The sequence below is a fragment of the Paenibacillus sp. W4I10 genome (assembly GCF_030816325.1).
In the GTDB taxonomy this organism is placed as follows: Bacteria; Bacillota; Bacilli; order Paenibacillales; family Paenibacillaceae; genus Paenibacillus; species Paenibacillus amylolyticus_B.
In genome coordinates this window covers 4,527,144-4,548,701 of record NZ_JAUSXX010000001.1, presented here as the reverse complement: position 1 = coordinate 4,548,701, position 21,558 = coordinate 4,527,144, and the positions used below count along the sequence as shown (strand labels likewise).

The following is a 21,558-nucleotide window of genomic DNA, read 5'->3' as shown; positions in this document are numbered from 1 at the left end:
AAGAGGGGGAACACACGATGGATATGTATTTTTGGCTACCAACGATCAGTACTTCTTTCATTGTGATTAGTGCAGTACTGGTGGGGATTGGATGGGTACTGATTATTCGGGGTAAACGTGAGGCTCATCAGTCCGCCATGGTAGCAGGTGCGATTGCAGCTCTAATCTTCTTTGTGATTTATATGTCTCGTACAGTGTTCGTGGGCAATACAGCTTGGGGCGGGGACCCGGATCTGGAGATCTTTTATCGGATATTTCTGATCTTTCATATTATCCTCGCTACCGTGGCAGCGATATTCGGCATCTCCACACTGGTGCTGGGGTTCAAAAAGAAGTTTGGAACACATCGCCGCTGGGGCAAGTTCACGTCCATGATCTGGTTCGGGTCAGCGCTAACAGGTGTTGTTGTGTATGTTCTTCTATATCTCTTATATCCTGGTGGTCATACACGTCCGGTATGGGAAGCTATCCTCGGCGTATAAGAGTATAGATATAGCCTCTGGCTACTCGTGCGTGCGTCGCTATAACCTTCTGACAATATGAAAATGGACGAATCTAGTAGATGATTCGTCCACTCTTCCTCTCTCATTCATTCATAGAATGAGTTCGAGAGGGGGAAACAAAATGAAAAAAACAGTCAATGTCAGTCAAACGTATCCACGTCTTACCGTGTATTCAGAAGAGAACTACAGAGGGAGAAGCCGCATCTATCGTGGCAATACGGGGCTCCGCAACCTGGACAATATTTTGGATGGGGTGGAGAGCCTGCGCTTTTTCTCAACAAGTTCCAATGCAACACTGGTTGTGTTTACACGTCCTAACTTCCAAGGTGGATTCCGGGTCTTCCGTGGCAACACCAACTTGAGAGATTTGGATGATCTGATCCGTGGCAATGATGTGGAATCCCTGATCTCCACCAATCAACGGTTAACGCTGGCTCAGATTCGCGCAATCCGTAGGGATCGCAGTCTGCCTAGTGGTTACAACCTCGTTTAATCGTAAGACCTCTTCTGTAAACAGGTGCTAGAGAACGGCAAAGGGCTGTACCCGAATTGTGTTTACACAATAATGGGTACAGCCCTTCTTTTGTGATTGGGGAATGATGTTTAATCCCCGCCACCCCCACTGTCTCCGCCGCCACTATCCCCACTGCTGTCGTTGCTGCTACCACTATCGCTGTTGTGATGAGAATGTGTACCTGATGAAGAATCCGAATCATGATGTTTGTGATCCGGTGTGTGTCTGGAATGTCGATCGTAGGAGTCATCTCCTGTAATGACCGGATATCCCGAAGCAGAGTCGGTATAACCGTTGTTACGGCGGATGCGGTGTCTGCCTTTTTTGGCAGAATGACGATGAGGCTCATCCCGGAGGACCAACCATATTACGACGATAAGGAAAAGGAGGACAAATCCGATCTCTACCAGCCAATCCATAGCTGTAACCTTCCTTTCTTTGATTCATTACTATAATTTATTTTAACGTAAATTCGTACTGTGTCCCATCCCGTCTTCCTGATTCAGGAAAATTAAGGGTTGACGGGATGGGGATTGGGTCTATATACTGTGTATATTGATATATACAGTAATCACAGTAAGCAACATGAGTGAATGACAGGTGAAAGGCAGGCATGCATATGAACGAATGGAAGCAGGCGTGGTGGTTGACCCGCAGCCAGATGAGTAAGGATAAGCTCCAATGGCTATGGTCTGCAATATTCATGATATACACTGGCGGCATGAGCGGTGTGATGTTAGTAGGACAACAACAGACAGATTTCATTAATCCAGTAGTGGATTCCTTCTTTTTGATTATGTTGCCATTTCAAGGATTTATGTTCTGCAGGCGCTCCTTCCGTTACATACATGAGGATTCTTATACGCAGATGCTGGCCTACTATCGTAGAATTCCCATCCCTGAACAAGTGGTGATGTGGTCCAGGCTACAGCAGTCTCTGATGGCGTTTACGTACAATGGAATCTTTTTCTACGGATCGTTATACGTGGTTAACCTTCATGCCGAAGGATTCCGATGGGATCAGTATCTGGCATTTAGCCTTACCTGTACAGGTTATGGCCTTTTGGTAACAGGATTTTATATTTACGGAGAGTTTCTGAACAGTGGCAAGAAATACTTGCTTCTCAGTACGCTTTTTATACCAGTCGCCATTGGCATATCCATACTGATTCGAATGTCAGGCAGTTACGGATTGCGGATTGTAATGGATGGAAGTAAATCATGGGGGCTGCTTTCCCCGATCATGTGGATTTCTCTGGTGGCTGGCGTAGCGGGATTATGGCTGTCTAGTCGTTTTACGCTGAAGAAGCTGGTTCATCGGGATTTGAATTAAAATGAGAATTGAGCTTATGTACGAATACAGGATGAAACCGGCACGGTCAGGTAACAGACTGGAGTGTACCGGAGGGCGAGGTGCAAGATGTGAAAATACCCATTCAAATTAATGAAAATAGCGCTGAACCTTTATACCACCAAATTGAAAATCAGTTAAGATCATTAATTATTACAGGTCAGTTGGGGGAGGGAACACATTTGCCGTCCATTCGTGAGTTCGCCGGAGCACTGAATTGCAGTGTTATTACGGTTAGACGGGTCTATCAGGATCTGGAGAATGAAGGCTTGCTTCGTACGAAGCAGGGGACAGGTACATTTGTGGCTCAGGTAGAAGCCGGCGACAGAGAAAATTATAGATTAAAGGCCGCACAGGAAGCGATGCAGGCAGCGGTGCAGTCCGGGAAATCGGTAGGCTGTACGGAAGAAGAGATGGAGAGCCTGTTCCGGGAAGTCCTGAAGGCTATTTACGTGAAGTAAGGGAGTGATTCATACGTGGAACCCATAGCAATCCAGTTGAACGGCGTATCCAAAATGCGAAAACGCAGAGTTATTGGCCCAATTGATCTGACCATCCCCGAAGGGTATATAGTCGCTATTCTCGGTCACAACGGTTCAGGCAAAAGCACCCTTCTTAACATGTTACAGCAAGTGGTGCTGCCAGATGCTGGGCAGATTATATGGTTTGGTCAGGAACATGAGGGGCCGCTTCCCATTGAACTGAGACAACAGATTGGTTTTGTAGCAGATAACGCTGGTTCAGAAGAGAACCGGATAACAGCACAGGAAGCAGCCCATTTCCGGGCGTACTGGTACCCACGTTGGGATATGAAGTTGTTCGACCAACTGATTCATGATATGGAAGTACCTATTGATGTGAAGCTGAACAAGATGTCAAAGGGAGAACGGCGAAAATTTGAGATTGCAGCTGCAATTGCAGCTCGCCCAAGACTATTGCTTTTGGATGAGCCTTCATCAGGACTGGACCCCTTTGCCTGGAAAGTGATGGTTGAGCAGTTCCGTACCTTCATGGCGGGGGGAGACACCACGATTCTGATTGCCACACATATTGCAGACGAAGTCAAAAGGCTTGCGGATTACATCGTATTGATGCACCGTGGTCAGTCACTGGGGATGGCCGAGAAAGATATGGTGCTCGATCAGTGGAAAGAAGTCTGGTATGAAGGAGATTTAAGGCCAGAAAGTATTCCTGGTGTTGTGGAGTCTTCTTTGGAAGAGGGAGGTCTGGTTCGCGTAATTACAACCCGGGTCAGCGAGGCGCAGGAGAGGCTGGAGCTGTCCAATAACCGGGTATTTAAAATCCGTAACTTGGAATTGGATGAAGTGCTGGCATTCTGGATTGCCGGGTATGCACCCGTACAGTGGAAATAACCGAAGGGAGACGATAAATGATGAACCGATTGGAATTGAAGCAAGTCGTCAAGCAATATGCAGACAAAACAGCTGTTAATGGAGTCACGCTCAATGTAAAAGAGGGGGAGATTTACGGACTGCTCGGAGCCAATGGTGCAGGTAAAACAACAACAATGCGTATGGTGCTTGGACTGATTCACCCTGACGGAGGGAATATCCTGTACAACGGCAAGCCCTATAATACGGAGCTGCAACAGATTATGGGTTATCTTCCGGAAGAGCGCGGATTGTACCCGAAGGTGAAAGTCAGCGAACAGATTAATTACCTGGCACGACTTCGTGGCATGAATGGTAAGGACGCAGATCAGAGTCTCAAGTACTGGCTGAATCGGTTTGAGGTACCTGAGTATTACGATAAGAAGATCGAGGAGTTATCCAAAGGTAATCAGCAGAAAATGGGCTTTATCGCAGCCGTAGTGCATAGACCGCAGATTCTAATTCTGGATGAAGCGTTCAGTGGACTGGATCCTGTGAACGTGGAATTACTCAAGTCCACCGTCAAAGAATTGCGTGACGAAGGCACGGCCATTCTGTTCTCAACACACCGTATGGAGCACGTTGAAGAGTTGTGTCGTCAGATCACCATTCTGCATCGTTCTAACACGGTGGTTCAAGGAGAGATCAAGGAGATCAAGAGCCGGTATCCGCGTGAACAGGTATTCCTGGGTACGATTGGTAGTGTGGAAGGACTCGAACAGTTGTCTGGTGTGAAGAAAGTCGAGCGGAATGAGCGTGGGTACCTGATACATATTAGTCAGGTGGAAGCGGCTCAAGAGATTCTGAGAACAGCCATGACTCAGACGACAGTGGAACACTTTGAACTGAAGGAACCAACGCTTAACCAAATCTTTATTCGTGAGGTAGGTGAGTCGAATGAATAAAATGGGAACGATTACGGGTTTTACATTCAAAAACAAAGTTAAAACGAAATCATTCATGGTAACGACCATTGTACTTGCACTTTTAATTTCAATCGGACTCAATGTTCCGTATTTCATTACCTTATTCAACGGGGGTCCCATTGGCGGAGCTTCCAGCAACAATCCTGTAAATATCGGTCTTCTGAGTACAGGACAGCCTGAAGTTTCGGAGAAACTGGAGAGCTTCTCTGCGGCTCAAGGAGATCAGGCCTATCGATTCATTGCCAGTGGTGACAAAAATGAGGCTGCTCTTGCGGCGGATGTGGAAGCAGGACTTACCGATGGTTATCTGAAGTTTGAAGCTGTTTCCGGGCAAGAGTTCCCGCAGCCCATTCTATATTCAGCAGAAGACGTATCACCTCAGATCATTGCATCCATTGAAGCAGCGTTGCAGAGTGTGAAGCTGGATGTGGTTGTGAAGGATGTACTCACAGCGGAGCAGAAGGAACTGATTACAACACCTGTGAAGCTCACCGAGCAAAGTTTGAGTACGGATGAGAGCGGAGCAGGTACTGAGTCTGAAGGTGCAATGAGCCCGATTAACTATATTGTGGTGTACTTGCTGATCATCCTGCTGTTTACCTCGACGATGATGACAGGTAACATGATTGCCTCCGAGATCACAGCTGAGAAGAGCTCACGTATTATGGAGATTCTGATTACAAGTGTATCACCGCTCAGTCAGATGTTTGGTAAAATCATCGGGATCTTCATGGTAGGTATGCTGCAAATTGGAATCTTCGGAGCAGTGGTTGCCGGAAATATCTTACTACCGCATAACCGTGCAGTGTTAGGTGATTTCAATATGAATCTGAGTGATGTGAATATTGCGGTTATTGTGTATGGACTCATATTCTACATTCTGGGCTACTTCCTGTATGCCGTGTTGTTCGCTGCCATTGGCTCAATGGTAAGCCGTACGGAAGAACTCGGTCAGGCTGTTCTGCCGATTACGATGTTGTCGCTCGTTTCCTTCTATATTGCGATCTTCAGTATTTCTACGCCGAACATTCTGTTGTTGAAAATCGCAAGCTTCATTCCATTCACGTCGCCGACCGCGATTCTGGTTCGAATCGGCGCAGGAGTTGCGCCAACTTGGGAGATTCTAACGTCCTTAGCGATTCTCATTGTATCCATTATCGTTTTCGGATGGCTTGCAGCCAAAATCTATCGCACAGGTGTGTTGATGTACGGTAAACGCCCAACCTTTAAGGAATTGTTTAAAGCGATGAAGGCTTATAAGATCTAGGTTGAGTGTTTGAAGGGGAGGAGGAGGGATTGGATAAAGTGCTGCTCCGTTTTGGAGTGGCACCAATTCCCATCTTTAACCGTAGTATCTAAGTATGTCTATTCTATTAAAAATTGGATTGGCAACTATATTCAATAAAGGAGATTACATAACATGAAGAATTGGAAACGCATGCTCTTATCTCTTACAATCTCGGTAGGGTTGCTCGCGTCTGCAGTACCAGCCATGGCTGCTCCACAAGGAACTTCCGTCAAGGTTAATGACCAAGCTGTGAAATATGCTACAGGAGCACCAATCCTGGAGAAAGGTACAACATTAGTTCCGCTGCGGACTACGCTGGATGCTATGGACGTGAAGCTAACAACTGCGACAGATGATACGATCACGGCTGTAGTAGATGGCAAAACGATTACACTCAAAAGCAAGCTTACACGGATCAACGGTGTAACGTATGCACCAATCCGCATCGTCGGTGATGCTGCAGGTTATGAAGTTCGCTGGGATGCTGCAACGCGCACCGTGCTGTTGGTATCCAAAGGGGGAGCAACTGAAACTGCGCAAACCGGTGGACGTGGCTTCATGTGGGAAGTTGAAAGCAATGGCAACACGGTCTATCTGGTAGGGTCCATGCATATTGCTGATGAGAGCTTTTATCCATTGCGTCCGGAGTTTGAAGAAGCCTTTGCGGAAGCTGACTATCTCGGGGTGGAGATTGATATTAGCAAAGCCGCTGATGAAGAGCAGCAAAAGCTGGTTCTAAGTCTGGGTTCGTATCAAGATGGAACAACACTGAAAGACCACATTTCCAGTGAAACGTATACTAAGCTGGGTGATGTATTGAAGAAAAATGGTCTGGAGTCTAACGCTTTGGATGCATTTAAGCCTTGGGTAGTAGAGAGCACACTTGCAAGTTTGAAGTCCACAACGGCAGGATACGAAGCGTCAGCAGGAGTGGATCTGTATTTCATCCAGAAAGCGATCGAGCGCAAACTTCCAGTTATTGAGTTGGAGAGTTATCAATCTCAACTTGGCATGTTTAACGACTTTTCCAAAGAAACACAAGAGGAAACACTGAAAGCGACAATCGAAAACTTCGACGTGTTGGATAACAGTGTGAAAGAAATGGCTGAGATGTGGAAAACGGGCAATGACGAGCAATTGCTTGAACTGACAAATAGCTTCTCCACTAACGAGGAATATAACAAAGCAATGCTGGTTGATCGTAACATTGGTATGGCGGACAAAATTGATGGTTACTTGAAAAACGGCAAAGGCGAGGAGTACTTCATTGTTGTTGGCGCGGCACACTACCTGGGTGATCACGGCATCGTGAAACTGCTTGAAGATAAAGGATATAAAGTAGAACGTAAATAAATAAATATAGATAGATTACTATAGAAGGTAACCCTTTCGTCTCGAATATGAGAGTTGAGAGGGTTACCTTCTTATATTATAGAAGAAAGACAGATTAAATATAGAAGATCAAGCTGCAGAATAATACAATTGAACCTAAGAGTTCATTGTAGATTGAAGGTCCTTAATATGGTTAGATCGTGGATTTGATATGTTTTGAAATTAACTCTTTACAAGTGTGTGTTCTACATGGTATATTCTATTTCCGGCCAAAAAAACACGAGATACACTGTGCGGCAAGCAAATCAAATAAGCTTCGAAAGAAACTTAAAAAAAGAGCTTGCAAAGTTGGTGCGGATGTGATAAGATATGAAAGTTGCTGAAGAGAACGACATTCGGTAACAAAACAAGTTTGATCTTTGAAAACTGAACAACGAGTGAGTAAACATTCTGCTTGCAGAATGAACGCGAAAGTTGGAAACAAGCCTTTGGCTTGGATCGACTGGAGCACAAATGAGATTTTTAATCTCGTCAGATTCAAAATGAGCTTATCGCTCTTTTCAATACTTTATTGGAGAGTTTGATCCTGGCTCAGGACGAACGCTGGCGGCATGCCTAATACATGCAAGTCGAGCGGACTTGATGAGAAGCTTGCTTCTCTGATGGTTAGCGGCGGACGGGTGAGTAACACGTAGGCAACCTGCCCTCAAGTTTGGGACAACTACCGGAAACGGTAGCTAATACCGAATAATTGTTTTCTTCGCCTGAAGGGAACTGGAAAGACGGAGCAATCTGTCACTTGGGGATGGGCCTGCGGCGCATTAGCTAGTTGGTGGGGTAACGGCTCACCAAGGCGACGATGCGTAGCCGACCTGAGAGGGTGATCGGCCACACTGGGACTGAGACACGGCCCAGACTCCTACGGGAGGCAGCAGTAGGGAATCTTCCGCAATGGGCGAAAGCCTGACGGAGCAATGCCGCGTGAGTGATGAAGGTTTTCGGATCGTAAAGCTCTGTTGCCAGGGAAGAACGCTTGGGAGAGTAACTGCTCTCAAGGTGACGGTACCTGAGAAGAAAGCCCCGGCTAACTACGTGCCAGCAGCCGCGGTAATACGTAGGGGGCAAGCGTTGTCCGGAATTATTGGGCGTAAAGCGCGCGCAGGCGGTCATTTAAGTCTGGTGTTTAATCCCGGGGCTCAACCCCGGATCGCACTGGAAACTGGGTGACTTGAGTGCAGAAGAGGAGAGTGGAATTCCACGTGTAGCGGTGAAATGCGTAGATATGTGGAGGAACACCAGTGGCGAAGGCGACTCTCTGGGCTGTAACTGACGCTGAGGCGCGAAAGCGTGGGGAGCAAACAGGATTAGATACCCTGGTAGTCCACGCCGTAAACGATGAGTGCTAGGTGTTAGGGGTTTCGATACCCTTGGTGCCGAAGTTAACACATTAAGCACTCCGCCTGGGGAGTACGGTCGCAAGACTGAAACTCAAAGGAATTGACGGGGACCCGCACAAGCAGTGGAGTATGTGGTTTAATTCGAAGCAACGCGAAGAACCTTACCAGGTCTTGACATCCCTCTGATCGGTACAGAGATGTACCTTTCCTTCGGGACAGAGGAGACAGGTGGTGCATGGTTGTCGTCAGCTCGTGTCGTGAGATGTTGGGTTAAGTCCCGCAACGAGCGCAACCCTTATATTTAGTTGCCAGCACTTCGGGTGGGCACTCTAGATAGACTGCCGGTGACAAACCGGAGGAAGGTGGGGATGACGTCAAATCATCATGCCCCTTATGACCTGGGCTACACACGTACTACAATGGCCGGTACAACGGGCTGCGAAATCGCGAGATGGAGCCAATCCCAACAAAGCCGGTCTCAGTTCGGATTGCAGGCTGCAACTCGCCTGCATGAAGTCGGAATTGCTAGTAATCGCGGATCAGCATGCCGCGGTGAATACGTTCCCGGGTCTTGTACACACCGCCCGTCACACCACGAGAGTTTATAACACCCGAAGTCGGTGGGGTAACCGCAAGGAGCCAGCCGCCGAAGGTGGGATAGATGATTGGGGTGAAGTCGTAACAAGGTAGCCGTATCGGAAGGTGCGGCTGGATCACCTCCTTTCTATGGAGAATCGTTTCCCGAGTGGAAACATTCAAATATAAAATCTAGCCAGGTCGGCTAGTTACTCACTCGTTGCTCAGTTTTGAGAGCTCAAACTCTCAAAACAGCTTGCTTTTGCATGGAGCTTGTTCTTTGAAAACTAGATATCGAAACGAAACAAACGCGAATTAGAACATTCCTTTAAGCTGAACTTGTGCAAACAAGTCAAGTGTATAAAGGTAGTTAAATTGCTTTTGTGATGGTATCGGGTGAGAGCGACTTTTGGATTTGGACGCAGTCCAAACCAAGGGAAGCGAGCGACCGAAACCGGAACAAAATGGTTAAGCTACTAAGAGCACACGGAGGATGCCTAGGCGCTAGGAGCCGATGAAGGACGTGGCGAACAACGAAACTGCCTCGGGGAGCTGTAAGCAAGCTTTGATCCGGGGGTGTCCGAATGGGGAAACCCAGCTGGGGTAATTTCCAGTTACTCACAACTGAATACATAGGTTGTGTAGAGGCATACCAGGGGAACTGAAACATCTAAGTACCCTGAGGAAGAGAAAACAATAGTGATTCCGTCAGTAGCGGCGAGCGAACGCGGAGAAGCCCAAACCAGAGAGCTTGCTCTTTGGGGTTGTGGGACGTCTCACATGGAGTTACAAAGGAACCGGTTAAGCGAAGAGGTCTGGAAAGGCCCGCCAAAGAAGGTAAAAGCCCTGTAGTTGAAAGTCTGTTCCCTCCGAGACGGATCCCGAGTAGTGCGGGGCACGTGAAACCCCGTATGAATCCGGCAGGACCATCTGCCAAGGCTAAATACTTCCTAGCGACCGATAGTGAAGCAGTACCGTGAGGGAAAGGTGAAAAGCACCCCGGAAGGGGAGTGAAATAGAACCTGAAACCGTGTGCTTACAAAAAGTCAGAGCCCGTTTTAGGGGTGATGGCGTGCCTTTTGTAGAATGAACCGGCGAGTTACGTTCCCGTGCAAGGTTAAGGTGAAGAGCCGGAGCCGCAGCGAAAGCGAGTCTGAATAGGGCGAATGAGTACGTGGACGTAGACCCGAAACCGGGTGATCTACCCCTGTCCAGGGTGAAGGTGCGGTAACACGCACTGGAGGCCCGAACCCACGCATGTTGAAAAATGCGGGGATGAGGTGGGGGTAGCGGAGAAATTCCAATCGAACTCGGAGATAGCTGGTTCTCCCCGAAATAGCTTTAGGGCTAGCCTCGGAAAACAGAGTCGTGGAGGTAGAGCACTGATTGGGTGCGGGGCCCGCAAGGGTTACCAAGCTCAGTCAAACTCCGAATGCCATAGACTTACTTCCGGGAGTCAGACAGTGAGTGCTAAGATCCATTGTCAAAAGGGAAACAGCCCAGACCATCAGCTAAGGTCCCCAAGTGTGTGTTAAGTGGGAAAGGATGTGGAGTTGCACAGACAACCAGGATGTTGGCTTAGAAGCAGCCACCATTGAAAGAGTGCGTAATAGCTCACTGGTCGAGTGACTCTGCGCCGAAAATGTAACGGGGCTAAACACACCACCGAAGCTATGGCTTGATGCTTTGCATCAGGGGTAGGGGAGCGTTGTATAAGGGTTGAAGGTGTACCGTAAGGAGCGCTGGACATTATACAAGTGAGAATGCCGGTATGAGTAACGAAAAGATCAGTGAGAATCTGATCCGCCGAAAGCCTAAGGGTTCCTGAGGAAGGCTCGTCCGCTCAGGGTAAGTCGGGACCTAAGGCGAGGCCGAAAGGCGTAGTCGAAGGACAACAGGTCGAAATTCCTGTACCACCGTAAGCCGTTATGAGCAATGGGGGGACGCAGTAGGGTAGTGACGCGGACTGATGGATGTCCGTCTAAGCAGTAAGGCTGATGTGTAGGCAAATCCGCACATTGTAAGGCTGAGCTGTGATGGGGAGCGAAAATTATAGTAGCGAAGGTCATGATCTCACACTGCCAAGAAAAGCCTCTAGCCAGGTGATGGTGCCCGTACCGCAAACCGACACAGGTAGGCGAGAAGAGTATTCTAAGGCGCGCGGAAGAACTCTCGTTAAGGAACTCGGCAAAATGACCCCGTAACTTCGGGAGAAGGGGTGCCCCGGTAGTGTGAATAGCACGAGGGGGCCGCAGTGAAAAGGCCCAAGCGACTGTTTAGCAAAAACACAGGTCTGTGCGAAGCCGTAAGGCGAAGTATACGGGCTGACGCCTGCCCGGTGCTGGAAGGTTAAGGGGAGTGGTTAGGGAGCAATCCCGAAGCTGTGAACCGAAGCCCCAGTAAACGGCGGCCGTAACTATAACGGTCCTAAGGTAGCGAAATTCCTTGTCAGGTAAATTCTGACCCGCACGAATGGCGTAACGACTTGGGCGCTGTCTCAACGAGAGATCCGGTGAAATTTTAATACCTGTGAAGATGCAGGTTACCCGCGACAAGACGGAAAGACCCCATGGAGCTTTACTGCAGCTTGATATTGAATTTGGGTACGATCTGTACAGGATAGGTGGGAGCCTGAGAGACATGAGCGCCAGCTTGTGTGGAGGCAACGTTGGGATACCACCCTGATCGTATCTAGGTTCTAACCTGGTACCGTAATCCGGTGCGGGGACAGTGTCAGGTGGGCAGTTTGACTGGGGCGGTCGCCTCCTAAAGAGTAACGGAGGCGCCCAAAGGTTCCCTCAGAATGGTTGGAAATCATTCGAAGAGTGCAAAGGCATAAGGGAGCTTGACTGCGAGACCTACAAGTCGAGCAGGGACGAAAGTCGGGCTTAGTGATCCGGTGGTACCGCATGGAAGGGCCATCGCTCAACGGATAAAAGCTACCCTGGGGATAACAGGCTTATCTCCCCCAAGAGTCCACATCGACGGGGAGGTTTGGCACCTCGATGTCGGCTCATCGCATCCTGGGGCTGAAGTAGGTCCCAAGGGTTGGGCTGTTCGCCCATTAAAGCGGTACGCGAGCTGGGTTCAGAACGTCGTGAGACAGTTCGGTCCCTATCTGTCGTGGGCGTAGGAAATTTGAGAGGAGCTGTCCTTAGTACGAGAGGACCGGGATGGACGTACCGCTGGTGTACCAGTTGTTCCGCCAGGAGCACCGCTGGGTAGCTATGTACGGACGGGATAAACGCTGAAAGCATCTAAGCGTGAAGCCCCCCTCAAGATGAGATTTCCCAGTATGTAAGACCCCTTGAAGACGACGAGGTAGATAGGCTGGGGGTGGAAGTGCAGCAATGCATGGAGCTGACCAGTACTAATCGGTCGAGGGCTTATCCAATAGCAAGTGATAATTCGCATGTTTCGTTTCGAATCTAGTTTTCAGAGAACGATCTCTGAAATGTAAGCTATGCGTTTGGTGGCGATGGCGGAGGGGTTCCACACGTACCCATCCCGAACACGACCGTTAAGCCCTCTAGCGCCGATGGTACTTGGACCGCAGGGTCCTGGGAGAGTAGGACGCCGCCAAGCAATAGAAGACACACTTGATTATATCGAGTGTGTCTTTTTTTGTTAATATGTTATACATTGCATATAAAGAATTGAGTGAAAGCCGATAGGTCTCCCCCTGCGCTGTATATCATTCCATAAGTAAACAAATACAGTGTGATTCCTACGATTTAGTATATTTTAATAGTGAATTTGGTAATCTCCTCCCCCACCATTAGGTGAGTACCCTACGATTTTATGGTAACCATACAGATTCCTTAAAGTGATGGTTTTCGTTCTCAAGTCTGATGCGATTACTCGTCCACTTCCCTTCAAATTTCCACTCATATCAACAACATTAAATACATATTCCCCAGTCGAACGAGGAAGAAAAGAAAACGTGACATTTCCACTCAAATAGATATCCGTTGAGTAACCTCCATCGAAATACTCTACTAAAAGGTTTTGGGCAAAGATAGTAGCTTCTTGTTCCTGTTTTATCTGTGCATCTTGTGAAGGGATTATAGGCATAGACATATCATCAGCAAATACCGCTGGAACAGATGCTAGGAGCAAAGCCATGGAAGAGAGAGTTGAAATTGCAGTTTTTTGATATTTCTTCACAATCGAACATCTCCTTTTCATATAAAAATTCGAGATTGATGATACTCGCAGTAGCTTTCCTCACAGTCATTTCCTAGGATAAAAGTGAGGGGAGGTCTGGCGCCGAATATAGTTTGACAAGACAACCATACTCCAATTAACAAATATATACAATTATATAAAGAGAGTTTTATATCCTATTTTTGTTAAATATATACTTTATTCATATATCATTCACATTTTCTATAGTTATACTATTCAAGCAACCGTTAATAGCACAATGGACGATACGATATTTGGTTCTGATTATATTTGCTTTAAGCATAACAAAGCCCTGCCCGATCTATGTAGACCGAGGAGGGCTATATCTTTTCTCTATACGTTCATTTAATCCATTATGACTACTCATCAGGACGCAACGCGTTTATTCGATCCGTAAGGGATCGTTTTCTATAGTACACGGCTATGGTTGCGAGAACCAGCATTTCGGACAGCGGTATGGCAAGCCACACACCCGTGACACCAAAGAATGAAGGCAGGACTGCAATCAACGCAATCATGATGATCATTTCACGCGCAGCTGTAATCCAGATGGCCATTTTGGCATTACCTACAGATTGGAAATAGGTGCTCATGACAAAGTTAACACCCATAAACACATAGGCAAATGTAAATATACGTAATCCGTAAACGGCATTATCCGTTACGCCACTACTGAAGTTTCCAAAAATTTGTACGAAATAAGGTGCACCGATCTGAACAACAACCAGTAACAATAGACCGCATGTGAGAGCCGTTTTGGTGGCTAACCGTATCGTTTGTTGTACCCGTTTAACCTGACTTGCACCGTGATAATAGCTTATCAGAGGTTGGGCAGCGGATGCCAGACCTAGGAAAGCCAACAATACAACACCATGAATGTAGTTCAACACGGTAAAGGATGCTACACCATCTGTGCCCGCAATGCGGTCCATGGAGATATTGTGAGAGACAGAGAAGACCGACATGCCAAGTTCAGCCAGAAAGCTGGGGAAACCAATGAGCAGCAGGGAAGCCAGCAGTTTGTTGTTCCATTTGAACCGGGTGAGCGTGAGATTATTTGTTTTTTTGAAAAAATGAGTGAACAGGACAAGTAGCGCAAGAGACGCCGATAAAATTGTACCGAGGGCCACACCGCGTACACCCCATTCGAGTACATACAATGTTACATAATTAATGATGATATTGGCCACAGCAAACGTAATCTGAGCGTACATGGATGTGTTGGGATTCCCATCGTTTCGTACAAAGACAGAGAGTGCATTCTCAATGGTGAAAACGAACCCGAACAATAACATGATATTCATATAGTCCGAAGCAAACGGGAAGGTCTCGGCATTAGCACCGAGGGAGTATACCAGCTTGTCTTTGAACGTAAATGCAGTATATCCAATGGCCAACGTAACTAGCATAATGAGCATAATGGATTTGGTGAAAATTTGTTTGGCTGATGTGATATCTTTTCTACCCATAGCGTTAGAGTACAAAGTTGCCCCGCCCATACCAATCCATAGCGACATGGCAACAAAAAGCGTGTAGACAGGTGAGGCAATGCCGATCCCGGCCATCGCGGTAGAACCCAGTTTGTGTCCAACCATAATGCCGTCGATAATAAAATTAAAAGCAACTACCAGCATCCCCAATACAGAAGGCACGAGGTAGCTTATAAAAGCTTTACCTACAGATTGCCCTTCCAATGGATGCGTCCAATTCGTATTCATAATGACCTCCGTTAGTAAACTGAATGTTCATTCTGTATTTAATAATACTGAACGTTCGTTCTGTATGATAACACGCCATGAATTCTCTTGGCAACTTTTACGTTTAAATATCGTTTATGTGATAGAGTAGGTGGATATTTATAAGGCGGGAGGAATCTCTTGATGAAACAAAATAAATACGATGAAGCTGAATTTTTCAATAACTACAGTAAGATGGCTCGTTCCGTTCAAGGGCTGGATGCAGCCGGGGAGTGGCATGAATTGCAGACTCTTTTGCCTGATTTGAAGGACAAACGTGTGCTGGATTTGGGATGTGGTTTTGGGTGGCATTGCCGGTATGCGCGTGAACAAAAAGCGAGTTCAGTGATCGGTGTAGATCTGTCTGAAAATATGCTTCAGCGTGCTCGTGAAATGACGGACGACCCGCAGATCCAGTACAAGCAGCTGGCGATTGAAGATATTGATTTTGCACCGGGACAATTCGACGTTGTGATCAGTTCACTTGCTTTGCATTATATTGAACGGTTAGACACGGTGTACGCTAAGATCAATGATTATCTTATTGAAGGGGGCACATTTGTACTATCCTCCGAACATCCCATCTTCACCGCTCGCGCTGCGCAGGATTGGCATTACGGACCCGAAGGTGAGATCCTACACTGGCCCGTGGATGATTACCACGATGAAGGCAGACGTGTGGCGAACTTTTTGAGTCAGGATGTGGTCAAATATCATCGCACACTGGCAACACATCTCAATGAACTGATTAAGGCTGGGTTTGCTATTCAAAAGGTGGCCGAATCCAAACCATCACCGGAGATGATCGAACTGGTTCCAGGCATGAGAGACGAGAATCGGAGACCGATGTTTCTGATGATTGCTGCGGTCAAAGTATCACGATGAAAATGATACGTGTGGAGCGTTCGCCTAAAAGCTTTCTGATAGAAATTTCTAACTAAGTAAACTTGAAGGAATCAGCGTGTTCAGTGATGTTGAACATGCTGTTTTTTATTTTGCTACAATAATAAAAAATAATGTCCAAAAGAGGGAACCAAACCACATTAGACTCAGTCATATTAAGTGAGGTGAACAACAGTTGGATGATCAATTACTGGCACAGGCTCAGACTATAGACAATTACACACTTAGCAGCATAATGGATGACTACGGAAATGACGTGTGGAATTACGCTTATTTTCTGACCAAAAGTGCCGAACAGGCAGATGAATTGTCACAGGAGGTATTTATTCGGGCGTACTCAGGGATCGCTCAATATCGTGGAGATTGCTCATTGAAAACATGGCTGTTGACGATTACTAGAAACACCACTTTTACATATCGAAAATCCAGATTTTTTCGTAGCAGTCTGTGGGGAGAGACGTTACCCATTGAGACAGAGCGTGAGGGTTCGAGCCATAGAGTCATGATTGCAGAGCAGCCTGCACATCCTTCGGCCGAGATGGAAGTGATGCGTAAGGAGCATATCCATGAAATCTGGGATATTGTTCTGGCGTTGCCAAAGAAGTTCCGGGAAATTCTTTTGCTGAATCTGAAATATGAGCTTACGACGAGTGAGATTGCTGAGATGTTGAAAATCAGCTCAGGCACAGTAAAATCCAGACTATCCCGAGGTAAGGATAAGGTACGAAAACAATGGGAGGAGCGAAGCAAATGAGACACAAGGATGAGCAATGGGAGAATGAAATCCGGAAGGAACCGTTTGCGTCGTCTCCTTTTACAGAGGATCACAAGCGAAAGGTGCTTCAACAGGTGGAGTGGATGAAGAAGTCGGAAGAGGGAAGCAAGGGAGATAGGTCAGAGGACAGTTCCAGGTCATCCAGGCCGTTTAGACCGCAAGTAGGCAACGTTTCACACAAGCGTCGCCCTAGAAGAGGAGGGCCTCTTGTTGCCGGCACGGGTGCGTTGGTTATTGCTGCTGGATTGTTCCTATGGATCTGGGATGATGGACAGCTGGTGAAACCCGTGATCGAGCAGGTCTATCCGACAGCAGCGTTACAGTTATCCGATGGTTTGAACACGAATTTGCTAACCGACAAAATGAAAAGAAATGTTGCGACTACCATGCGAGACGATCTGGGTAAACAGCTGAAGATTACGAAAGTGGAAGACCTGCCTGTGTCCGGCAGAATATATGTAGAGGCTGGAAATGAAAGCGAGAAGGAGTATGCACAGATATGGCTCGATGCAACAACAGGAAATCTGCGTGAAGTGGGAATGAGACGTGAGATGCAGCCGAGCGAGTTGGAACACCGTTATCTGCGTCAAGTTCCATCGCTTTTGCAAAGTATAGGCAGTACGCCAACGCTTAAACCTGTAGCAGTACAACGTTATGTGAGTATGAAGCAAGGGGAATTGGAGCCGATATCACATACGACATTAGCGTTAGAGAATGAGACTGGCGATGGTTATGGGGAGATTGTATGGCAGCAGGATAAGGCTGTTTCGATCACAGGCGACCTTAGACCTGATCAAATATCACAGGCAGCACTGGCGGATGCCAGAAACGCGATTGAGGCTCTGTCTGGTAAAGCCAATCTTGATCTGGTAAGAGCAAGCCGAAGCAAAGATGATGAACTCGGCAAGGATACAGTCTCCTTTTCCTTTAAAGATAACTACTTTGTCCAGATGACCGACGGAAAAGAGGGCTTGGGTTATACGGTTGGGGATGCCAATCATTATGAGCAAGACTTTGCAGACTGGGAAGAAATAGAGGCTTATTATCAGGAACTATATAACATACAGGAGTCTCTTCTTAGACGAGAAGTAGAACCTATAATTAAAAAAATATTTAAAATGGATCTTCAAGCGTATAAACTTCACCGTAATCCTGACCATCCAGGCATGGTCACATTTGAACTGGAGTCGAGCACGGATATTTTTCAGGTTGAATACAGGGAAGATGGACGGATCAAGATGATCACCAGAGGCGAGTTATAGAGCTTGATCTTATATGTTACAATTTACTTCATAGATGGAATGAGTATAAGGAGATATCGATGAAATATTTGGTGAGTTCATGTCTGGCGGGGTAGCTTGCCGTTACAATGGAACAGCGAGCCTGGATGAGAAGATTCAGGAGCTGGTGGAGCAGGAGCAGGCTAAGATGGTATGCCCGGAGCTGCTTGGCGGATTCTCCACTCCACGGGAACCGGCTGAAATTATCGGTGGCACGGGTAAGGATGTGCTGGCAGGCACTGCAAAAGTGATCGAGAAAAGTGGCAAGGATGTCACAGACCTATATATCAAGGGAGCCTATCAGACACTCGAATGGGCGCGAGAATTGAATGTATCGTGTGTGGTACTGAAGGAGTTTAGTCCGTCCTGTGGTACACAGATGATCTATGATGGGAATTTTGCCAATCACAAGGTAACTGGTGAAGGTGTCACATCAGCATTGCTGCGACAAGAAGGATATACCGTCATTTCTGAAAATGAATGGATGGAGCAACTATAGGTCGCACAGATATCGTTTCATATTCACAGAAAAGCCGCTGGATTATATCCTGGCGGCTTTTCTGTTGTCTACCATTACTTTTCTCATTAAATGAATATAGTCGATTTTCCTGAAATGCTAACAAACAATATGGATACATACGATATAGATATAAGATATATAAGGCTATCTACTATTTAAAGTGGGGGAATAATCATGTCAATTCAGTCTAAGCCAAAATATAAGAAAGGAAATAAACTCAAAAATATAAAATTAACAACAACGATGGTCATCATGACTGTGATTAGTCTAATCGGCTTGTTTACTGTTTTTCTGATTGGGATTTTCGGAATGAACGAAGCAAAAACGGGACAAGGTATCCTCTACAATGACCGTTTCCAGCATCAAACCAATGTCCTTGAATTGAAAAGTAATTTCTATAATATGCGCGCCAATTATACAAAGGTTCTTGATAATGCAGAGTATACCGACAAACAGTACGATCAAGTTCAGAAAGGTAAGAAGAGTATCACGGATGGCATGAATGAATTTTCAGCAAGAAATTTGGATACCAAAGAAAAAGAGATATTTGCAGATTTGGTAGCAAAGATGGATACATATTATCAGGATATTGAGCAAATCATGGATACCAAAAAGATGTCGGGCACCTACGATAGTGAAGAGAGAGGAAGAATTAACAAAAGCAGTACATCGATTGTGGAGACGATCACCCTTTTGAGTGCGTATAACGAAGAAGAGTCAGCCAAGCTCTATGCGGATACACAGGAAGTAATTCAGCAGCGAGCATTGGTGCTTGGTTCGGTTCTTTTGCTTTCACTTGCAGCACTCATTCTTATTTCATTTGTAATGATTCGCAGTATACGTCAACGAATGAAAGCAATCACCCGTTATTGTGAAGAAATAACGCAAGGCAACTTAACGGCATCCTTAGATCCGCGTCTAACACAGGGAAATAATGAGATAAGTGTCATCGCACGAGCTATTCGTACAATGACAGATTCCACAACAAACGTCATTCGTGGTGTAATTCAGGAATCTCATCATATCAACCAGGTTAGCGATCTTACCAACCAGAACATGGCTGGTCTGAATGAACGGATTCGTGAAGTATCAGCTACAGTTGAAGAGCTCTCGGCTGCAATGGAAGAGGCTTCAGCCCATACGGAAAATATGAATCATTCGGCTGCTGAGATGCAACAGGGAGCTGAATATATATCGGAACAGACATCTAAACAAGCAGAATCCGCCTATGTGACCAGCACGAAGGCTGAAAAGTTGAAGCAGGAAGCCCGCGAATCGAGCCGAGCAGCCATAGACATGTATGATCATACGAGTAAGAAAATGTCAGAAGCGCTGGAACGTGCAACAGCTGTAGATCAGATTGGTATATTATCTCAGTCTATTTTGGATGTTACAGCGCAGACTAATCTGCTTGCACTCAATGCATCCATTGAAGCTGCAAGAGCTGGAGAAGCAGGCAGAGGTTTTGCGGTTGTAGCAAGCGAGATTCGGAAGTTGGCTGATGATTCCAGACAGGCTGCCGATCAAATCCAACAGGTCACGGAAGAAGTTATGCAGTCTGTAACCAATCTGTCCTCGAACGCCAAAGAGTTGCTATCCTTTATGTTCAATCAGGTTGGAAAGGATTATAAATTATTGGAGGATACAGCTGAACAGTATTATGTCGACTCCCTTGATCATGCCAATGCAGTTAAAGATCTCAATGCAACCTCACAACAAGTGACTGCAAATATCAAAATACTAGTGGGCTCCATTCACGAGATTGCATCAGCCAGTGAACAATCAGCCGCATCCAGTCAGGAAATAGCAGGACACATGGTTGCCTCTGCTGCGCAGTCAGTGGAAGTGGTTAAACAATCTGATCAAGTGAAGGATAGTGCACTAAATCTGAATAAGCTGGTTCAAGATTTCAAGATTTAAAAGGAAAAGAGTCGTAGATAATCTACTAGGGCCATGTAAGTGTCCTGGTGGATTATCGCTGTCTCTCATCCAATACTTACTTTTATAAACCAAGAAACAATAATGTGCGTACTTTTAATTTATGCGTATAGAATCTAAACTAATACTTGAGATGAAACAACTTAAACATTATTGTTCAACATAAAAAATATATAAAAAGGACGTGGAGCTCCATGGAAGTTACAGCAAAGTCAAAGACAAAGGAAGACATCTTAAAGGCTTATCATTTCCGACATGCAACAAAGATATTTGATGATACCCGCAAAATCTCGGATGAGGATTTCCAATTTATATTGGAAACAGGCAGATTATCTCCAAGTTCCATTGGTCTTGAACCGTGGAAGTTTCTGATTGTACAAAATCCGAACCTGCGTAAGCGTCTGTCCGAAGTCTCTTCCGGCGCTCAAAAGCAATTGGCTACAGCAAGCCATTTTGTTGTTATTTTGGCCCGATCAGATGCCAGTTATAATTCTCCCTATGCGGAATACATGTTGAAGGAAACAAAGGGAATGCCGGACGACGTATTTGAGCTAACAAGTCAGGCTTATGGAAAGTTCCAAAATAACCAGAGAATTCTGGATAACCCACGATCATTATTCGATTGGGCATCCAAACAGACTTATATTGCACTCGGCAACATGATGACGGCGGCAGCTCAGATCGAGATTGATTCTTGTCCAATCGAAGGTTTCAGCCGTGAGGATGTCCATCGGATTATGGAAGATGAGGGTTTGCTGGAGGATGGTGCATGGGACGTCTCGGTGATGGCAGCCTTCGGTTATCGGGTAGAGGAGCCCCAACGTGAGAAGTCCAGACAATCCGTTGAGAAAATTACCCATTGGATTAACTGAATTCAGCATGAATCCAACATGAATTCAAAAATAATTAGCTAAGATCTAACATTATAGATAAGGATCAA

Annotated in this window: 16 protein-coding genes, 3 rRNA genes and 1 pseudogene; 17 read left to right on the top strand and 3 right to left on the bottom strand. The window is 46.2% G+C overall.

The features are described 5' to 3' along the window. Positions 1–17 precede the first annotated feature (17 nt). Together QF049_RS20380 and QF049_RS20375 are read left to right on the top strand one after the other, a co-directional pair. Positions 18–482 carry a DUF420 domain-containing protein gene (locus QF049_RS20380; RefSeq protein WP_307540121.1) on the top strand — a complete coding sequence of 155 codons (465 nt, stop codon included), beginning with the start codon at positions 18–20 and terminating at the stop codon, positions 480–482. A 142-nt stretch (positions 483–624) separates the two neighbouring features. Next, complete coding sequence (locus QF049_RS20375) at positions 625–996, top strand: hypothetical protein (protein ID WP_036613171.1); 372 nt, start codon at positions 625–627, stop codon at positions 994–996. Between the two features lie 110 nt (positions 997–1,106). Here the strand turns inward: QF049_RS20375 and QF049_RS20370 are convergent, their stop codons facing one another. Further along, complete coding sequence (locus tag QF049_RS20370) at positions 1,107–1,436, bottom strand: hypothetical protein (RefSeq protein ID WP_307540118.1); 330 nt, start codon at positions 1,434–1,436, stop codon at positions 1,107–1,109. A gap of 200 nt (positions 1,437–1,636) precedes the next feature. On the opposite strand from QF049_RS20370, the gene QF049_RS20365 reads away from it, so the two are divergent. The 9 genes from QF049_RS20365 to rrf all read left to right on the top strand — a co-directional run bounded on the left by QF049_RS20365 (position 1,637) and on the right by rrf (position 12,863). Beyond that, a complete protein-coding gene (locus tag QF049_RS20365; RefSeq protein WP_307540116.1) occupies positions 1,637–2,350 on the top strand; it encodes a hypothetical protein in 714 nt (237 codons plus the stop codon). A gap of 89 nt (positions 2,351–2,439) precedes the next feature. After that, positions 2,440–2,829 carry a GntR family transcriptional regulator gene (locus QF049_RS20360; RefSeq protein ID WP_036613231.1) on the top strand — a complete coding sequence of 130 codons (390 nt, stop codon included), beginning with the start codon at positions 2,440–2,442 and terminating at the stop codon, positions 2,827–2,829. Between the two features lie 15 nt (positions 2,830–2,844). Beyond that, positions 2,845–3,741, top strand: coding sequence for an ATP-binding cassette domain-containing protein (locus QF049_RS20355; protein WP_307540113.1), 897 nt, complete (start codon positions 2,845–2,847; stop codon positions 3,739–3,741). 20 nt (positions 3,742–3,761) lie between these two features. Further along, positions 3,762–4,664 (top strand): ABC transporter ATP-binding protein, encoded by a 903-nt coding sequence (locus tag QF049_RS20350; RefSeq protein ID WP_036668607.1) that lies wholly within the window; start codon positions 3,762–3,764, stop codon positions 4,662–4,664. Continuing rightward, on the top strand, positions 4,657–5,952 hold the full coding sequence (locus QF049_RS20345; protein WP_307540111.1) for an ABC transporter permease: 1,296 nt from the start codon (positions 4,657–4,659) through the stop codon (positions 5,950–5,952). The genes QF049_RS20350 and QF049_RS20345 overlap by 8 nt, the downstream gene beginning before the upstream one ends. Before the next feature lie 153 nt (positions 5,953–6,105). Beyond that, entirely contained in the window at positions 6,106–7,326 is a 1,221-nt protein-coding gene (locus tag QF049_RS20340) for a TraB/GumN family protein (protein WP_036613154.1), read from the top strand. A gap of 547 nt (positions 7,327–7,873) precedes the next feature. Further along, positions 7,874–9,426, top strand: a 16S ribosomal RNA gene (locus tag QF049_RS20335). 318 nt (positions 9,427–9,744) lie between these two features. Beyond that, a 23S ribosomal RNA gene (locus QF049_RS20330) occupies positions 9,745–12,672 on the top strand. Positions 12,673–12,746: 74 nt separating this feature from the next. Next, positions 12,747–12,863 (top strand): 5S ribosomal RNA (gene rrf / locus QF049_RS20325). The 16S, 23S and 5S rRNA genes sit together here, the layout of an rRNA operon. Before the next feature lie 159 nt (positions 12,864–13,022). Here rrf and QF049_RS20320 read toward each other — a convergent pair. Both QF049_RS20320 and QF049_RS20315 read right to left on the bottom strand, forming a co-directional pair. Next, positions 13,023–13,445: a hypothetical protein gene (locus tag QF049_RS20320; protein WP_307540107.1), complete on the bottom strand. Its 423-nt coding sequence runs from the start codon at positions 13,443–13,445 to the stop codon at positions 13,023–13,025. 380 nt (positions 13,446–13,825) lie between these two features. Further along, complete coding sequence (locus QF049_RS20315; protein WP_307540104.1) at positions 13,826–15,184, bottom strand: MATE family efflux transporter; 1,359 nt, start codon at positions 15,182–15,184, stop codon at positions 13,826–13,828. A gap of 162 nt (positions 15,185–15,346) precedes the next feature. On the opposite strand from QF049_RS20315, the gene QF049_RS20310 reads away from it, so the two are divergent. From QF049_RS20310 to QF049_RS20285, 6 genes and pseudogenes are all read left to right on the top strand, one after another. Continuing rightward, positions 15,347–16,087 carry a class I SAM-dependent methyltransferase gene (locus tag QF049_RS20310; protein ID WP_307540102.1) on the top strand — a complete coding sequence of 247 codons (741 nt, stop codon included), beginning with the start codon at positions 15,347–15,349 and terminating at the stop codon, positions 16,085–16,087. A gap of 193 nt (positions 16,088–16,280) precedes the next feature. Beyond that, the gene (locus QF049_RS20305; RefSeq protein ID WP_307540100.1) at positions 16,281–16,859 is read left to right on the top strand and encodes an RNA polymerase sigma factor; all 579 of its coding nucleotides are present in this window, start codon (positions 16,281–16,283) and stop codon (positions 16,857–16,859) included. Continuing rightward, complete coding sequence (locus tag QF049_RS20300) at positions 16,856–18,142, top strand: hypothetical protein (RefSeq protein ID WP_307540098.1); 1,287 nt, start codon at positions 16,856–16,858, stop codon at positions 18,140–18,142. Before QF049_RS20305 ends, QF049_RS20300 begins: the two co-directional genes overlap by 4 nt. A gap of 59 nt (positions 18,143–18,201) precedes the next feature. Next, positions 18,202–18,659 (top strand): annotated as a pseudogene (locus QF049_RS20295) (2-thiouracil desulfurase family protein). Between the two features lie 195 nt (positions 18,660–18,854). Next, on the top strand, positions 18,855–20,600 hold the full coding sequence (locus QF049_RS20290) for a methyl-accepting chemotaxis protein (protein WP_307540094.1): 1,746 nt from the start codon (positions 18,855–18,857) through the stop codon (positions 20,598–20,600). Between the two features lie 212 nt (positions 20,601–20,812). Then, complete coding sequence (locus QF049_RS20285; protein WP_307540092.1) at positions 20,813–21,490, top strand: NAD(P)H-dependent oxidoreductase; 678 nt, start codon at positions 20,813–20,815, stop codon at positions 21,488–21,490. Positions 21,491–21,558: the final 68 nt, after the last annotated feature.

Coding starts and splice junctions, on each gene's coding strand:
- QF049_RS20380 (WP_307540121.1), top strand. CDS start 18: ATGGATATGTATTTTTGGCTACCAACGATCAGTACTTCTTTCATTGTG.
- QF049_RS20375 (WP_036613171.1), top strand. CDS start 625: ATGAAAAAAACAGTCAATGTCAGTCAAACGTATCCACGTCTTACCGTG.
- QF049_RS20370 (WP_307540118.1), bottom strand. CDS start 1,436: ATGGATTGGCTGGTAGAGATCGGATTTGTCCTCCTTTTCCTTATCGTC.
- QF049_RS20365 (WP_307540116.1), top strand. CDS start 1,637: ATGAACGAATGGAAGCAGGCGTGGTGGTTGACCCGCAGCCAGATGAGT.
- QF049_RS20350 (WP_036668607.1), top strand. CDS start 3,762: ATGAACCGATTGGAATTGAAGCAAGTCGTCAAGCAATATGCAGACAAA.
- QF049_RS20345 (WP_307540111.1), top strand. CDS start 4,657: ATGAATAAAATGGGAACGATTACGGGTTTTACATTCAAAAACAAAGTT.
- QF049_RS20340 (WP_036613154.1), top strand. CDS start 6,106: ATGAAGAATTGGAAACGCATGCTCTTATCTCTTACAATCTCGGTAGGG.
- QF049_RS20315 (WP_307540104.1), bottom strand. CDS start 15,184: ATGAATACGAATTGGACGCATCCATTGGAAGGGCAATCTGTAGGTAAA.
- QF049_RS20310 (WP_307540102.1), top strand. CDS start 15,347: ATGAAACAAAATAAATACGATGAAGCTGAATTTTTCAATAACTACAGT.
- QF049_RS20300 (WP_307540098.1), top strand. CDS start 16,856: ATGAGACACAAGGATGAGCAATGGGAGAATGAAATCCGGAAGGAACCG.
- QF049_RS20290 (WP_307540094.1), top strand. CDS start 18,855: ATGTCAATTCAGTCTAAGCCAAAATATAAGAAAGGAAATAAACTCAAA.
- QF049_RS20285 (WP_307540092.1), top strand. CDS start 20,813: ATGGAAGTTACAGCAAAGTCAAAGACAAAGGAAGACATCTTAAAGGCT.